A 13,844-nucleotide genomic window follows, 5' to 3' on the forward strand; every position below is an offset into this window, starting at 1 on the left:
CCCGCATGCGCCGCACCACACCCGCCCTCGCCCTCACCGCCGCCCTCGCGCTCGCCGCCCTCACCGCGTGCAGCGGCGGCGGCGACCTCGACCAGACCGACCCCGACATCGCGCCGAAGACCCTCACCGTCCTCGCCGCCGCTTCCCTCACCGAGGCGTTCACCGAGATCGGCGACCAATTCGAGGCCGAGCACCCGGGCGTCACCGTCGAGTTCAGCCTCGCCGCCTCCTCCGACCTCGCCGCGCAGATCACCGAAGGCGCCCCCGCCGACGTGTTCGCCTCCGCCGACCAGAAGAACATGGACAAGGTGGTCGACGCCGGCGCCGCGGTCGACCCGCAGGTGTTCGCCCTCAACCAGCTCGTCATCGCCGTCCCCGCAGGCAACCCCGACGGCGTCGCCGGCCTCGCCGACCTCGCGGGCCTCGACTTCGCCGCCTGCGCCGCGGAAGTCCCCTGCGGCGCCGCCGCCGAGACCGCCATCGCCGCTTCCAGTGCCGACCTCACGCCCGTCACCTACGAGGCCGACGTCAAGTCCACCCTCCAGAAGCTCACCCTCGGCGAAGTGGACGCCGCGCTCGTCTACCGCACCGACGCCATCGCCGCCGACGACGAGGTCGACGCCGTCGAGTTCCCCGAGTCCGCCGAGGCCGTGAACGCCTACCCGATCACCGCGCTCGCCGACGCCCGCGAAAGCCACCTGGCCGCCGAGTTCACCGAGTACGTCCTCGGCGACGACGCCTGGTCTGTCCTCGAAGCCGCCGGATTCCAGCGGCCCTAGCCGGAGACGGAGGAGGGGAACGCCATGCCCGCCAAGCGAACCCGGCGCCGCCGCGTCCCGGCCGCGCTGCTCGCGCCCGCCGCGGTCGGCCTCGCGTTCCTCATCCTCCCCCTCGCGGGCCTCCTCGCCCGCGCCCCGTGGACCGAACTGCCCGCGCGCCTCGCCGAGCCCGCGATGCTCGACGCCCTGCGCCTGTCCCTCGTCACCGCCACGCTCGCCACCGCGCTGTCGCTCCTGTTCGGCGTCCCCATCGCGTGGCTCCTCGCCCGCGGCGACTTCCCCGGCCGCAGCCTCCTGCGCGCGCTCGTGACGGTGCCGCTGGTGCTCCCGCCCGTGGTCGGCGGCGTCGCGCTGCTCCTCGTGTTCGGGCGCAGCGGCTTCGTCGGGTCGTGGCTCCACGAGCGGTTCGACGTCACGATCCCGTTCTCCACCACCGCGGTCGTCCTCGCGATGACGTTCGTGTCGATGCCGTTCCTCGTCGTCTCCGTCGAAGGCGCGCTGCGCGGCGCCGACGTGCGCTTCGAGGAGGCCGCCGCGACCCTCGGCGCGGGCCGCTGGACCGTCTTCTCCCGCGTGACGCTCCCGATGATCGCCCCGGGCGTCCTCGCCGGGGCGGTGCTGTGCTGGGCGCGGGCGCTCGGCGAGTTCGGCGCGACCATCACGTTCGCCGGGAACTTCCCCGGCCGCACGCAGACCATGCCGCTCGCGGTCTACCTTGCGCTGCAATCGGACCTGGAGGCCGCGATCGTGCTCAGCCTGATCCTCCTCGCCGTCTCCGTGGCGGTGCTCGCGTCGCTGCGCGACCGCTGGACGGCCGTCGCATGAGCGGCCTCGACGCGCACCTGGTCGTGGACCGCGGGTCCTTCCGCCTCGACCTGCGCCTGACGGCCGCGCCCGGCGAGACCGTGGCCCTCCTGGGCCCCAACGGCGCCGGGAAGACCACGGCGCTGCGGGCCCTCGCGGGCCTGGAGGCGCTCTCGGGCGGGCACATCGACCTCGACGGGACCCTCCTCGACAGTGCCGGTCTCGACAGTGCCGGTCTCGAACACCCCTCCGGGGCCGCGCGCTGGGTGCCGCCCGAGCACCGCCGCATCGGCGTCGTCTTCCAGGACTACCTGCTGTTCCCGCACTTGAGCGCGGTCGACAACGTCGCGTTCGGGCCGCGGCGCCGCGGCCTCGGCCGCGGCGAGGCGCGGGCCCTCGCGGCCGACTGGCTCGGCCGGGTCGGCCTGGGGGACTTCGGGAAGCGCCGCCCCGGGCAGCTCTCCGGCGGGCAGGCGCAGCGCGTGGCGCTCGCGCGGGCGCTCGCCACCGACCCGGCGCTGCTGCTCCTCGACGAGCCGCTCGCGGCCCTCGACGCGCGCACCCGCCTCGACACGCGCGCCGAGCTCCACCGGCACCTCGCCGGGCTCGCGGGCCCGGCGGTACTCGTGACGCACGACCCGGTGGACGCGCTCATGCTCGCCGACCGCCTCGTGGTCGTCGAGGACGGCCGCGCGGTCCAGGAGGGCGACGCCGAGTCGATCACGGCCCGGCCGCGCACCGACTACATCGCGCGGCTCGTAGGCCTGAACCTGTACCGCGGCAACGCCTCCGGGCGGACCGTGGCGCTCGCCTCGGGCGAGTCGCTCGCGACCGCGGAGCCTATGGAGGGCGACGCGTTCGCGGCGTTCCCGCCGAGCGCGGTGGCGCTGTTCCGGTCCCGGCCCGACGGGAGCCCGCGCAACACGTGGCGCGCGGTCGTCGCCGGGGTCCACCGCCACGGCGACCACCTGCGCGTCCAGCTCGACGGCCCCCTCCGCGCGGCGGCCGACATCACCCCGGCCGCCGCCGCCCAGCTCGGCCTCGAACCCGGCCAGGAGGTCTGGGCCGCGGTGAAAGCCACCGAGATCCGCGCCTACCCGGCTTGACGTACAGCGAGGGCCGGAGGCACGCACCGCCTCCGGCCCTCTGATTTCCTGTTTCCTATCGGCGGGCCTGCTTTCACCATCCCCGTGGCGGGTGCGGCGCTAAGGCAGCGGCGCCCGCGAGGGCGCGCTCCGGGGCGGGCCGGGCGGCGGGGGTGCCGCCGGTGCCGTCCGCTCGGGCGGCGCGGCGGATGAGGGGGAGGCAGGCGAGGACGATCGCGATCGAGACGAGGCCGACCGCGATGAACGCGGTCTGCACGTCCATGACCGTGGACATCGCGCCGCCGAGGAGGAACCCGATGAGCTGGGCCGCGTTGACGCGGCCGTTCACCGCGGCGTTCGCGCGGCCCCGGAACGCCTCCGGCACGCGGCGGGCCACCGCGATGCCCAGCGCCGAGTTCTCGCCCGCGTTGAACATGCCGCCGATCAGGTTGAGCGGCACCATGAGCAGCACCGACGCGAGCGGCACGCCCTGCCCGATGCACACCAGGCCGACTCCGGCGAGGCACGCCATGAGCATCCACGCGAGCTGCACGTCCCGGTCGAGGCGGCGGATCAGCGCCGCGGCGAGCCACGCCCCCGCGACCATGCCCACGGTCCAGCAGGACCTGATGAGGCCGTACATCGACTCGGTCGCGTCGTAGACCTCGCGGACGAGGAACACGCTGAGGACGTTCACGGCGCACATCGCGGCGATGACGGCGCTGAGGCCGAAGACCATCGCGGTGAGCAGCCGGTCGCCGCCGAGCCGCCACGGGGCCGCGTCCGTCGCGGCCTGCGCGGCGGGGTCGCGGCGCACGCCGCCGCGGCGGGTGCGGATGTCGAGGCAGAACAGGACGCGCAGGAGCGCGAACCCGGCGGCGAGCATGAGGGCCGCAGCGGCGGAGTGGGCGCCGATGACGACCCCGGCGAGGGCCGGTCCGGCGGCGAGGCCGGTGAGGGTGCCGGTCTGGACCATCGCCACGGCGTGCGGGAGGTCCTTCGGGCGGGCCATGACCGGGACGAGCGCGCTCACGACCGGCATGTTGACCGCGGTGCCGCAGGCGTTCAGGATCACCAGCGCGAATAGGGCGATCAGGTTGTCGGTGAACGCCATCGCGACGATCGAGGCGGCCTGGAGCAGGCCCGAGCAGGCCATGAGGGTGCGGCTGTCGAAGCGGTCGGCGAGGCGGCCGGTGACCGGGGAGAGGACCACGAGGGGGAGGGTCGCGCAGATGATGAGCGCGGCGATGGCGATGCCGCCGTAGCCGTCGGTCTGGAGGCGGAGGGTGAGGGCGAAGTCGGCCGTGAACATGGCCGTGCCGGCGAGGAACGCGCAGGCCGCGGAGGTGTAGACGTCGGACCAGCGGGTCCCGTCGAGGAAGGATGTGAAAGACATATTTCGAAGATACGCTTTCACGTCTGATTGCGAAAGAGGTTTTTCAGATTTTTTCGAAGTAGTTCTTTCACGACTTTCCGTGAGGGGCCTGCGGAGCGGGCGGGCGCGCCGCCCGCCCGGTGCTCAGACGTGCGGGAACAGGCGGAACAGCATGTCGAAGACGATCGTGCCGTCCTCGGGGTCCGGGCCCGCCTCGGCCCGCTCCAAAGTCATGTTCGCGAACTCGGCCTCCAGCTCGTGGAACCGCCGGATGAACTCCGCCGACTCCGCCGGGGTCAGCCGCAGCCGCGCCTGCGTGGTCACCGAGGCGTCCCGGATCTCGCGGCTCGCGTCGAGCCGGACGTCGAGCCAGCGCTCGAAGTTGCGCTCCTGCTGGTCGCTGAAGACCCGGCCCATGGTGCGCTCGACGATCCGGTCGGCGGGCGTGGCGTCGTCGTCGGCGGAGATCGAGAAGCTGTAGAGCTTCAGGCGCCACACCCGCTCGCGGGCGTCGCCGCGGCTCGGGGCCTCCTCGATGAACCCGGCCTTCGCGAGGGTCCGCAGGTGGTAGCTCATCGCGCTCGGCGTCATGCCCGCGACCTCGGAGATCTCGGTCGCGGTGGCGCCGTCGAAGCCCTGGGCGCGGCGCGCGGCGAGGAAGTCGAACACGGCCATGCGCGCGGGGTGGGCGAGGGCCTTCATGCGCTCCGGGTCGCTGATCTTCTCCTGGTCGGGGAGCTGCTTCCCCTTCGGTCCCGCGGAGGGCGGGACCGGCGGGACGGGCGGGACCGGAATGCCGGGCGGGATCGGTATCGCCGGGGGCGTCGGGACCAGCGGCGGCCCCCCGTGCCGATGCGAAGGAGATGTTTCAGACATGCCTCAAGTCAACCACGCCGCGGCGGCGACCGCACCCAGGACCGCTCGCGGGTCCCTCTCAGGCGCCGCCGCCGGAGCTCGCGGCGGCCGCCGACGCGGCGTCCTTGTGGCTGACGGCCTTGCGCACGGCCTCGCCGACCCACGAGTCGCCGCCCATGGCCTTGAGCTCCTTGCGGGAGGGCCGGGACGCGCGGTCGGGGAACGCTGCCGCGTCGATGCGGATGGCGCTGACCAGGGACAGGAGGGCCTTGGTGCGGTCGTCGAAGGCGCGGCCGGTGCGGGCGGCGGCGCTCAGGCGGGCGCGGGCGTCGGCCTTCGGGTCGGGCGTCTGCGGGAGGTACCGGTTCAAGGGGAACAGGCCGAGGGCCTTGCCGCGCTCATGGCGCAGGGCGCCGCGGGCGACGAGCGCGTCGAGGACGGTCCGCTTGAGGCCCTTGGCGGTCCGCTCGACCGTGACGCGGGCGATGCGGGGCTTGTCGGCGCCGATCGCGGCGAGCCCGGCGTCCACGACCGGGTCGCCCGTGGGGGCGGAGTCGAGGACGCGGACCTTCCCGGACTCGACGCCGACGCGTCCAGCGAGCGCGAGCTCGTAGAGGACCGCGCCGGCGAGTCCGAGTTCGAGGTGGCCGCCGGACCGGTCGCGGCCGGTGGTGTCGTCGTGGGCGAGGAGCGCGAGCTCCTCGGGCAGTGAGGCCATGGCCCCAGACTAGGCGGGGGAGACGCGGCGCGGGGTCCGCGCGCCCGCGGGAGGGGCCGTCAGGCGGCGCCGCCGGTGCGCAGCCGCTCCAGCCAGGCCGCGGCGTCGGCGAAGTCGGCGTCGCTGAGGCCCTCGGGGTGCGGGACGGGCCGGTCGGAGTGGTCGCGCGGGTAGGACCCGAGGTACCTGACGTCGGCGCAGATGCGGCGCAGCCCGGTGAGGGCCTCGCCCATGCGGGCGTCGGCGAGGTGCCCGGTGCAGTCGAGGAAGAACGCGTACCTGCCGAGGCCCTCGCCGGTGGGGCGCGACTCGATGCGGGTGAGGTTGATCCCGCGGATCGCCAGTTCGGTGAGGACGGCCAGGAGCGCGCCGACCCGGTCGTGGTCGATGTAGACGACGAGGGAGGTGATGTCGTTGCCGGTGGGCTCGGGCGGGGCGGCGGGCCGCACGACGTGCACGAAGCGGGTCTCGGCCCCGGAGCTGTCGCCGATGTCGAAGGCCTGCACGGGGAGTCCGGCGGCCTCGGCGGTGAAGGGCGCGCACACGCAGGCGTCGAACTCCCCGTCGGCGACGCGCTGGGCGGCCTGGGCGGTCGAGAGCGCCTGGTGGACGACCGCGTTCGGCAGCTCGCGGCGCAGGTACCCGCGGGTCTGCGCGATGGCGTGCGGGTGGGAGGCGACGGTGGCGATCTCGGCGAGGGGCTTCGCGGAGGCGAGCACGAACGTGACGGGGAGGACGACCTCCCCGGCGATGACGAGCGGGTCGCCGCCGACGAGCTCGTCGACGGTGAGGGTGACGGTGCCCTCCTGGGAGTTCTCGATCGGCACGAACCCGGCGCCGACGTCGCCGCGGCGGACCGCGTCGAGGACCTCGGGGATCGAGGGCATCGGCACGGTGGCCGCGCCCTTGGCGGCGGGCAGCCGGCGGAGCGCGGCTTCGGTGAAGGTCCCGCGCGGTCCCAGATAGGCGAACTCCATGGACCAACGCTAGCAAGGCGGTCGGCGCGGGGCCGCGAGCAGCGCCTCCGGGCGCCGCGCGGGCCGCCTTGAGACCGTGCCTTGCAACCGTGCCTTGAGACCGCGGTCTCAACGGCCACCCTCCTTCGGAGGGCCCTCCGTGGTCACGTATGCTTGTCGAGCCCAAGCGGAATTCCGCGGTGGTGAGCCGGAGAAAACGGAATGCGACACTCTTTGCCGCGTGCCAGGATCAACGTGCGCCCCCATCGTCTAGTGGCCTAGGACGCCGCCCTTTCAAGGCGGTAACACGGGTTCGAATCCCGTTGGGGGTACAGCCCAGACGCGGCGCCGGTCACACGGACGCGGATGGTATAAATGAAGAGGTCTTGCGACCTTGAGGACTCGGCAGAGTTCAGTCAAGGTCCCGTAGAGCAGCTAGGAGTGCTCGCCACCCTGTCAAGGTGGAGGTCGCGGGTTCAAATCCCGTCGGGACCGCAGAAGGGAAAGGCCCGCTGGTTCGCCAGCGGGCCTTTTCCGTGTGTTCACTGCGCTCAATAGGACGGCGGCTCCTCCGGGAGGTACTCGTCCGGGACCGGGTCGCCGGGGCGCGGGCGGTCGTCGCCCGCGGCCGTGTCGGGCTCCTCGGCGGCCAGCTCCTCGGCGAGCGGGGCGCCGCGGCGCTCCTCGTCGGCGGTCATGCCCCACCGGTCGGCCTCGCTGTAGTCGCGGGCGTCGAGGATGTCCTCCTCGACGTCCTCACCCTCCTCCTCACCGTCGTCGATGTAGCCGTACGGGTCGCCGTCGTTGTCGTCGCTCACGGCGCCTCCTCTCCGCTGTGGTTTCGGCTCCGGCGCCCAGTGTTCCCCGACCAGGCCGTCCCCGCACGCGTTCGCCGCAGACCGGCGCGGACGCGCTGCCAGCGGGACTCCCCTGTGGTCACGGAACGTGATCCGGCGATCATGAGCGGATTTCAAAGCGCGTTCACCACGAGTTCATTTTCTTCGTTAACCTTGTGATGTATGACGAATAGTGACCCTGTTCCCCTCGTTGACGCCGGTTTGCCACCCGACCGGTTCCTCGATCGCGAGGAGAGCTGGCTGCGGTTCAACGGGCGCGTCCTGCGCCTGGCGCAGTCGCCCGAGCTGCCCCTGCTCGAACGGGTCCGGTTCCTCTCGATCTTCTCCAACAACCTCGACGAGTTCTTCATGGTCCGCGTCGCCGGGCTCATGCGCCGCCTCGCCACCGGCCTGCCCGTGCGCACCTCCACGGGCCGCTCCCCGCACGCGCTCCTGGGCCGGATCGCCGGACTCGCGCACCAGCTGAGCATCGAGCACGCCGAGTACTTCCGCGACGAGATCGCGCCGCTCCTCGCCAAGGAGGACATCGCGATCGTCCGCTGGGCCGACCTGGAGGACGTCGAGCGCGCCCGCATGCAGGAGCTGTTCCGCACCCGCGTGTACCCGGTGCTCACGCCCCTCGTCGTCGACCCCGCGCACCCGTTCCCGTACATCTCCGGGCAGTCCCTCAACCTCGCCGTGCAGGTCCGCGACCCCCGCAACGGCACCACCCGGTTCGCGCGCGTGAAGGTCCCGCCGCTGCTGCCGCGGTTCATCGCCGTCGCCCCCGGCCGGTTCACGCCCCTTGAGGACGTCATCGCCGCGAACCTCGCGCAGCTGTTCCCCGGCATGGACGTGCTCGCCCACCACACGTTCCGCGTCACCCGCAACCAGGACCTGGAGATCGACGAGGACATCACCGAGAACCTCCTCCAGACCCTGGAGCGGGAGCTGCTGCGCCGCCGCTTCGGGCCCGTCGTGCGCCTCGAAGTCGAGGACACCATCGACCCGCGCGTCCTCGACCGGCTCACCGCGGAGCTCGGCGTCGACGACGAGGTCGTCTACCGCCTCCCCGGGCCGCTCGACCTCGCCGGGCTCGACGCCATCGCGAACATCGACCGCGCCGACCTGAAGTACCCGCGGTTCCGGCCCTCCGAGCGGGTCCTGCCGCCCGAGTCCGACCTGTTCGCCGTCATGCGCGACCGCGACGTCCTCGTCCACCACCCCTACGACTCGTTCACCGCCTCGGTGGAGCGGCTCATCGAGGAGGCCGCCGCGGACCCGAAGGTCCTCGCGATCAAGCAGACCCTGTACCGCACCTCCGGCAAGTCCCCCATCGTCGACGCGCTCATCAACGCCGCCGACGCCGGGAAGCAGGTCGTGGTCGTCGTGGAGATCAAGGCCCGCTTCGACGAGCAGGCGAACATCGACTGGGCGCAGAAGCTGGAGCAGGCCGGCTGCCACGTCATGTACGGGATAGTGGGCCTCAAGACGCACTGCAAGCTCTCGCTCGTGGTGCGGCAGGAGGCCGACGGGACGCTCCTGCGGTACACGCACGTGGGCACCGGCAACTACCACCCCACGACCGCGCGCCTCTACGAGGACTTCGGGCTCCTCACCACCGACCCCGAGGTCGGCGAGGACGTCAACGCCGTGTTCAACCACCTCACCGGCTACTCCCGCGACGTCGACTACCACCGGCTCCTCGCCGCCCCGCACTCCCTGCGCCCCGGCCTCATCGAGCGCATCGAGCGCGAGATCGACAACCACAAGGCGGGCCTGCCCGCGCGCCTGCGGTTCAAGTGCAACTCGCTCACCGACGAGGGCATCGTGGACGCCCTGTACCGCGCCTCCCAGGCGGGCGTCCAGGTCGACCTGCTCCTGCGCGGCATCTGCGTGCTCCGGCCCGGCGTGCCCGGCCTGTCCGAGAACATCCGCGTCCGCTCCGTGCTCGGCCGTTTCCTCGAACACTCCCGGGTGTACGTGTTCGAGAACGGCGGCGACCCGGAAGTATGGTTGGGCAGCGCGGACCTCATGCACCGCAACCTCGACCGCCGGGTCGAGGTCCTGGTGCGGGTCCTCGGCGACGCCCATCGCGCGCAGCTGACCTCGCTCCTGGACCGCGGCATGGACGACGGCACGCGGACCTGGCGGCTCGGCCCGCTCGGGCTGTGGTCCCGCCCGAGGGGCGGCGCGGACCTCCAGGAACAACTCATGCAGGAGCACCGTTGATGCAACCCGAGATCCTCGCCGCAGGCGCCGTGCTCTGGCGCCCGGGCGAGGACGGCCGCCCCGAGCTGGCCCTCATCCACCGTCCCAAGTACGGCGACTGGACGTTCCCGAAGGGCAAGCTCAAGCGCGGCGAGCACCTCCTCGCCGCCGCCCAGCGCGAGGTCTTCGAGGAGACCGGCATCCGCCCCGTCCTCGGCCGCCCGCTCGCGCCCTCCTTCTACGACAAGGAGGGGAAGCTCAAGCGCGTCGACTACTGGTGCGCGACACCGGCAGCCGACGGCGAGGCCGTCGACGAGGCCGTGGACCCGCGCGAAGTGGACGACCTGGAGTGGATCCCGCTCGACCGGGTCGCCGAGCGGCTCACCTACGAGCGCGACCAGCCCGTGCTGGAGGACTTCTCGCGCGAGATCGCCCGCGAGACCGTCCCGATCGTGTTCGTGCGCCACGCGATCGCGATGTCGAAGGCCGACTGGTTCGACCAGGACGAGCTGCGGCCCTTGAACCAGCGGGGCCGCGAGCGCGCCCAGCAGCTCGAAGTGCTGCTCGCCGCGTTCCCCGCGGGCGCCGCGTACTCCTCGTCGAGCGCCCGCTGCCTGGAGACGCTCCTGCCGTACTGCGCCGCCGAGGGCGTCGCCGTGACCGGCCTGCCCGAGTTCACCATCGGGACCCTCAAGCCCGCCAAGGCCACCGCGCGCCTCGACGAGATCATCGAGTCGGGGAGGCCCGCGGTCGTGTGCGGGCACGGCGAGCACATCGACGAGATGATCGCTTACACGAGCGGCCGCCTCGGCACCACGGTGCCGGTGGGGCCCTTGGAGAAGGGCGAGTTCGTGGTCTTCCACACCGCGGGCGGGCGGATCGTCGCCACCGAGCACCACGACTAGAGCGCAGCATGAAGGGGGCGGGACCGTTCGGTCCCGCCCCCTTTCTTCTATGCGATTCGCTTAGCGGGCCAGGCGGATCGTGTCGATGTAGATGCCCCCGGAGCGGAAGACCAGGTACAGGTCCTGGGTTCCTTCGGCGCCGGTGAGGGGCGCGGTGACGTCGGCGAAGGACTGGAGGCCCGCGGTCTTCGGGACCTCGACCTCGGCGAGGAGCGGTCCGTCGGGGGCCGCGGCGCGGACCTCGATCACCGGGTCACTGAGGTCGGCCCAGTCGGCGGTGGTCGTGGCGGTGCGCAGCTCGATCGCCTCGGCGCCGTCCAGGACGGCCCTGGTGAAGCCGACGTGGCTGCCCGCCCGGCGCGAGCCGGTCGAGTGGTAGCCGCCCTCGCGCTTGAGGGTGTTCAGCTTCGCGACCTCCCAGTAGGTGAGGCCCTCGGCGATCGTGGCCTTCTCCCAGACGTTCGCGGTCCGGGAGAGGTCGAGCGGCGCGATCGTCTCGCCCTGGATGCGGACCTCGGCCTCCGGGCCCTCGCTGTCGGTGCCGATGCCGAACAGGTAGTCGCCGGTCTCCACGATCCGCTTGCCGCTCACCACGTCCCACACGAACAGGTGCTGCGGGTCGACCTCGATCTCCACGCGGCGGGTCTCGCCGGGGGCGATGTCGCGGGCGCGGGTGAACCCGGCGAGCCGCGTCCCGGGGACGCGGTCGCCGTACGCCGACTCGCCGATGCTCGCGAACAGGAGCACGACCTCGTCGGAGGTCCGGTCGCCGGTGTTGGTGACGTCGACCGCCGCGGTGAACCGCTCGGTGGCATCCACCGTGGACGGAGCATGGAGGTCGCCGTACTGGAACGCGGTGTAGCTCAGGCCGTGCCCGAACCCGTAGACCGGCTCGGCCTTCGAGTACTGGTAGGTGAGCCCGGCGCTGATGACGTCGTATTCGAGCATGTCGACGTCGCTGACGCGGAAGGCCTCGGCGCGCGGGCCCGCCTTCGGGAGCGAGGACGTGTCGGCGAGCCAGGTCGAGGTGAGCCGCCCGGCCGGCGAGTAGTCGCCGCTGATCGCGTCGGCCAGCGCGGGGCCGAGGGCCTGCCCGGCGTGGGAGGTGTAGAGGATCGCGGCCACGTTCGGGTCGGCGGCGATGTCGCCGATCGCCAGCGGGTAGGCCGAGACCACGACCACGACGGTGCGGCCGGGCTTGGCGGCGGCGACCTCGCGGACGAGGTCGGCCTGGCGCGGCGCGAGGTCGAGGCCGGGGCGGTCGAAGCATTCGCGGGCGTTGACCATCGGGTGGTTCCCGACGAGCACGACGGCCCAGTCCGCTTCGGCCGCGACGGCCGCGGAGGCTCCGGGTCCGTTCTCGACGATCGTCTCGGAGAGGACCGGCTCGGCCGGGCCCTTCACGAGCGGCAGCGTGCCGTCCGCGGCGAGGCACAGGTGGAAGGGGCCGTCGGCCTCGGCGGGCACGTGGTTGACGCCGAAGAGCTCGACCGCTCCTCCGTCCGCACCGCCGTCGCGGCGGTAGTGGAGGTTCTGGTGGGTGAACCAGGCGTCGCCGTCCTCCATGACGTCGGTGACGGCTTCGAGGCGCGGCCCGCCGCCGCCGGAGGCGCCGGCCTGGTTCTCGAAGGTGGCCGGGCCGTCGCTGCGCTGCAACAGGTTCGCCTGGACGAACTTGCCGGTGGCGTTGTGGCGGAACATGTGCTGCTCGTGCGCCCAGTCCCAGACCTCGAACGTCTCGGTCGCGCCGAGGTCGTCGGACCGGGCGGCGACGGCGCCGTCCTCGGCCACGGTGACGTACTTGCCGCCCGCCTGCCAGGCGACGGTGTCGTTGCCGCTGTGGTGGGTCACGTTTCCGAAGCGCTCGCGCAGGGCCTGGAGGGGGCTGGGGCGGCGGTCGGCGGGGACGGTGGGGCTGTAGAAGTCGCGGAGGTTGAGGTCGGCGAGCGGGCCGACGACGGCGACGCTCGCGGCCTCGGGGAGGGGCAGCGCGTGCTGCTCGTTCTTGAGGAGCACGAGCTGCTCGCGGGCGGCGCGGTGCGCGAGCGCGAGGTGCTCGGGCCTGTCCTGCGGGTGCGGGTCGGCCGGGACGAGGTTGTACTCGCAGGCGTCGCCGTCGAGCTTCCCGGTGCGGACGAGGAAGCGGAGCCAGTCGCGCACCGCGCGGTCCACATGGGACATGTCGACGCCGAGGACGCCGCGCTCGACGGCCTCGCCCGCGTTGGGCACGAACGGCAGCTCGGAGCCGTCGTGGAAGTGGCTGACCCCGGCGAGGAGCATGAGCGCGGAGGCGTAGACGCCGTTCTCGTCCGCGTCGATCGCGAGGCCCTGCTCGGCCGCGAGGGCGGTCGGGTAGGGCACGTCGCCGCGCGGGTCGACCTGCCAGGTGTCCCACGGCTCGGCCTTGGTGGTGTGCAGGTTGACGCCGTCCCAGCCGTCGGGGAGGAAGAAGAACTCGCCGTCCGCGGCCCATTCGCCGCGGAGGGTCTGCATGAGCGGCGAGATGATCGAGGGCACGCCGTTGACGTTGTTGTAGGCGGTCATCGCGCCCATGACCGCGCCCGCCTCGACCGGCATCCGGTAGGGCACGGCCTGGTACTCGTGGAGGGCGCGCACGCTCATGGACGACGAGCTCTGCGAGCGGTGCCATTCGTGGTTGTAGCCGAGGAAGTGCTTCATCTGCGTGAAGGTCTTGACGTACACGGGGTGGCGCCCGCGCAGGCCCCACGCGTAGGCGGTGGCCATGGCGCCGACGTGGAGCGGGTCCTCGCCGAAGCCCTCCTCGAAGCGGCCGGCGAGCGGGTTGGAGCGGATGTCGGCGACGGGGCCGAAGGAGGCGTACACGTCGGTGTCGCGGGCGCGCACCTCGTGGGCGACGGCTTCGCCGACGGCCTCCAGCAGCTCGGTGTCCCAGGTCGCGCCGAGGCCGATGGCCTGCGGGAAGAACGTGGCGTCGGGCTTCTTGCCGGAGCTGTGCAGCACCTCGTTGAAGGCGTTGCCGAAGGCCGGGAGGATGCTGCCGTCGGCGAGGACGGTCTCGGGGATGCCGTTGAGGCAGGCGAGCTTCTGCTCGTCGCTCATGAGGGCGAGCAGGGCTTCGACGCGCTCGGCGACGGGCCTGGTCGGGTCGAGGTGGGCGGGAGCGCTCATGCGGGTCCGATCGGTCGGCGTCAGTACCCCACGACATTACGACGGACGACCGAACAAATTCAAGCGGGTTAGGAGTGGCGAATGTGAACGGAGCGCCCGGGGCAAAACGGACACGGGGTGGCCCCCCGTTTTCAACGATGCCACCGGGTGCCGACAGGGCCCGGGGGCGG

General features: G+C 72.6%; 11 protein-coding genes and 2 tRNA genes. 7 read left to right on the plus strand and 6 right to left on the minus strand.

Going from position 1 to position 13,844, the window contains the following annotated elements; genetic code table 11:
• Positions 1–5: 5 nt before the first annotated feature.
• The 3 genes from modA to WA640_RS16745 are packed head-to-tail and all read left to right on the plus strand — an operon-like array spanning position 6 to position 2,689.
• The gene (gene modA / locus WA640_RS16735) at positions 6–779 is read left to right on the plus strand and encodes a molybdate ABC transporter substrate-binding protein (RefSeq protein WP_335989055.1); all 774 of its coding nucleotides are present in this window, start codon (positions 6–8) and stop codon (positions 777–779) included.
• A 24-nt stretch (positions 780–803) separates the two neighbouring features.
• Positions 804–1,604, plus strand: a complete 801-nt coding sequence (locus WA640_RS16740; RefSeq protein WP_106362930.1) for an ABC transporter permease — start codon at positions 804–806, stop codon at positions 1,602–1,604.
• Positions 1,601–2,689 carry an ABC transporter ATP-binding protein gene (locus tag WA640_RS16745; protein WP_335989057.1) on the plus strand — a complete coding sequence of 363 codons (1,089 nt, stop codon included), beginning with the start codon at positions 1,601–1,603 and terminating at the stop codon, positions 2,687–2,689. Before WA640_RS16740 ends, WA640_RS16745 begins: the two co-directional genes overlap by 4 nt.
• A gap of 73 nt (positions 2,690–2,762) precedes the next feature.
• Here WA640_RS16745 and WA640_RS16750 read toward each other — a convergent pair whose 3' ends face one another.
• The 4 genes from WA640_RS16750 to pheA all read right to left on the minus strand — a co-directional run bounded on the left by WA640_RS16750 (position 2,763) and on the right by pheA (position 6,593).
• A complete protein-coding gene (locus WA640_RS16750) occupies positions 2,763–4,064 on the minus strand; it encodes an MFS transporter (RefSeq protein WP_335989059.1) in 1,302 nt (433 codons plus the stop codon).
• A 123-nt stretch (positions 4,065–4,187) separates the two neighbouring features.
• Positions 4,188–4,919, minus strand: coding sequence for a helix-turn-helix domain-containing protein (locus tag WA640_RS16755; protein ID WP_335989060.1), 732 nt, complete (start codon positions 4,917–4,919; stop codon positions 4,188–4,190).
• 58 nt (positions 4,920–4,977) lie between these two features.
• On the minus strand, positions 4,978–5,616 hold the full coding sequence (locus tag WA640_RS16760; RefSeq protein WP_335989061.1) for a GOLPH3/VPS74 family protein: 639 nt from the start codon (positions 5,614–5,616) through the stop codon (positions 4,978–4,980).
• 59 nt (positions 5,617–5,675) lie between these two features.
• Positions 5,676–6,593 carry a prephenate dehydratase gene (gene pheA, locus WA640_RS16765; RefSeq protein ID WP_335989062.1) on the minus strand — a complete coding sequence of 306 codons (918 nt, stop codon included), beginning with the start codon at positions 6,591–6,593 and terminating at the stop codon, positions 5,676–5,678.
• A 238-nt stretch (positions 6,594–6,831) separates the two neighbouring features.
• Between pheA and WA640_RS16770 the strand changes: the two genes are divergently transcribed.
• Positions 6,832–6,904, plus strand: a tRNA-Glu gene (locus tag WA640_RS16770).
• Between the two features lie 88 nt (positions 6,905–6,992).
• A tRNA-Asp gene (locus WA640_RS16775) sits at positions 6,993–7,067 on the plus strand.
• A 56-nt stretch (positions 7,068–7,123) separates the two neighbouring features.
• Here the strand turns inward: WA640_RS16775 and WA640_RS16780 are convergent.
• Positions 7,124–7,390 carry a hypothetical protein gene (locus WA640_RS16780; protein WP_335989063.1) on the minus strand — a complete coding sequence of 89 codons (267 nt, stop codon included), beginning with the start codon at positions 7,388–7,390 and terminating at the stop codon, positions 7,124–7,126.
• A 201-nt stretch (positions 7,391–7,591) separates the two neighbouring features.
• On the opposite strand from WA640_RS16780, the gene WA640_RS16785 reads away from it, so the two are divergent.
• Together WA640_RS16785 and WA640_RS16790 are read left to right on the plus strand one after the other, a co-directional pair.
• Positions 7,592–9,640, plus strand: a complete 2,049-nt coding sequence (locus WA640_RS16785; RefSeq protein ID WP_442904768.1) for an RNA degradosome polyphosphate kinase — start codon at positions 7,592–7,594, stop codon at positions 9,638–9,640.
• The gene (locus WA640_RS16790; RefSeq protein ID WP_335989065.1) at positions 9,640–10,524 is read left to right on the plus strand and encodes an NUDIX hydrolase; all 885 of its coding nucleotides are present in this window, start codon (positions 9,640–9,642) and stop codon (positions 10,522–10,524) included. Before WA640_RS16785 ends, WA640_RS16790 begins: the two co-directional genes overlap by 1 nt.
• Before the next feature lie 60 nt (positions 10,525–10,584).
• On the opposite strand, the gene WA640_RS16795 is transcribed toward WA640_RS16790, so the two are convergent.
• Complete coding sequence (locus WA640_RS16795) at positions 10,585–13,674, minus strand: glycoside hydrolase family 3 C-terminal domain-containing protein (RefSeq protein WP_335989066.1); 3,090 nt, start codon at positions 13,672–13,674, stop codon at positions 10,585–10,587.
• Between the last annotated feature and the right edge of the window lie 170 nt (positions 13,675–13,844).

The sequence above is a fragment of the Glycomyces sp. MUSA5-2 genome (genome assembly GCF_037034145.1).
Classification (GTDB): Bacteria; Actinomycetota; Actinomycetes; order Mycobacteriales; family Micromonosporaceae; genus Glycomyces; species Glycomyces artemisiae.

What these genes read in the sequence shown, in the direction of transcription:
- modA (WP_335989055.1), top strand. Translation starts at nt 6, where the DNA reads ATGCGCCGCACCACACCCGCCCTCGCCCTCACCGCCGCCCTCGCGCTC.
- WA640_RS16740 (WP_106362930.1), top strand. Translation starts at nt 804, where the DNA reads ATGCCCGCCAAGCGAACCCGGCGCCGCCGCGTCCCGGCCGCGCTGCTC.
- WA640_RS16745 (WP_335989057.1), top strand. Translation starts at nt 1,601, where the DNA reads ATGAGCGGCCTCGACGCGCACCTGGTCGTGGACCGCGGGTCCTTCCGC.
- WA640_RS16750 (WP_335989059.1), bottom strand. Translation starts at nt 4,064, where the DNA reads ATGTCTTTCACATCCTTCCTCGACGGGACCCGCTGGTCCGACGTCTAC.
- WA640_RS16755 (WP_335989060.1), bottom strand. Translation starts at nt 4,919, where the DNA reads ATGTCTGAAACATCTCCTTCGCATCGGCACGGGGGGCCGCCGCTGGTC.
- WA640_RS16760 (WP_335989061.1), bottom strand. Translation starts at nt 5,616, where the DNA reads ATGGCCTCACTGCCCGAGGAGCTCGCGCTCCTCGCCCACGACGACACC.
- pheA (WP_335989062.1), bottom strand. Translation starts at nt 6,593, where the DNA reads ATGGAGTTCGCCTATCTGGGACCGCGCGGGACCTTCACCGAAGCCGCG.
- WA640_RS16785 (WP_442904768.1), top strand. Translation starts at nt 7,592, where the DNA reads ATGACGAATAGTGACCCTGTTCCCCTCGTTGACGCCGGTTTGCCACCC.
- WA640_RS16790 (WP_335989065.1), top strand. Translation starts at nt 9,640, where the DNA reads ATGCAACCCGAGATCCTCGCCGCAGGCGCCGTGCTCTGGCGCCCGGGC.
- WA640_RS16795 (WP_335989066.1), bottom strand. Translation starts at nt 13,674, where the DNA reads ATGAGCGCTCCCGCCCACCTCGACCCGACCAGGCCCGTCGCCGAGCGC.